Source organism: Arhodomonas sp. KWT (assembly GCF_010993615.1).
This window is the reverse complement of record NZ_WNXE01001105.1, coordinates 1-533: the sequence shown is the minus strand read 5'-3', so window position 1 is coordinate 533 and position 533 is coordinate 1. Positions and strand designations below refer to the sequence as shown.

Annotated in this window: 1 protein-coding gene; it reads left to right on the top strand. The window is 65.1% G+C overall.

Annotated elements, in window-relative coordinates:
* Window positions 1-231 precede the first annotated feature (231 nt).
* The coding region (locus G7A99_RS24390) for a WG repeat-containing protein (protein WP_163144661.1) at window positions 232-533 on the top strand (302 nt) is incomplete at its 3' end.

Genomic DNA, 533 nt, shown 5'->3' with positions numbered 1-533 from the left:
GACGGGGCGGTCCCAGACGCGGTATGTGCGCCGGCCATTGTGCGTGGGTCTTCCGTTGCGGTGATGGCCGGCGACGCACCGGTAACGCCGGTGTATGGCATGCGGGACCGTGCCCCGTGTATCCTCCCCGCGATGCATTCCCGAGGCATGGCCCCATGCAGCGTGTTCGCCCCTGGAGCGCGCCGGTGCAATGGCCTCACGCATATCGGATATCGCTTTCAGGGAAGAACAATGTCTCGTGTTATTTCGGCATCCCTGATCGGTGCGTTTGCCGCCGTTCTCTCTTGCGTCGCGCAGTCCGCGATCGTCCACTGGCCCACCCTGTGCAACTGGCAGAGCGATCGCCTGAGCTGTTTCGGGACCTTCCACGAGGGACTGGCGCGCGCACCGATCGGAGACCTCGGTGCGCGGCGGCCGACCATCGGCTACATCGACAAGTCCGGCTCGATGGTGATTGAGCCGCGGTTCGACGATGCGACGGATTTCGCCAACGGCCTGGCCGCTGTCTCCCGCGACGGCGAATGGGGATACAT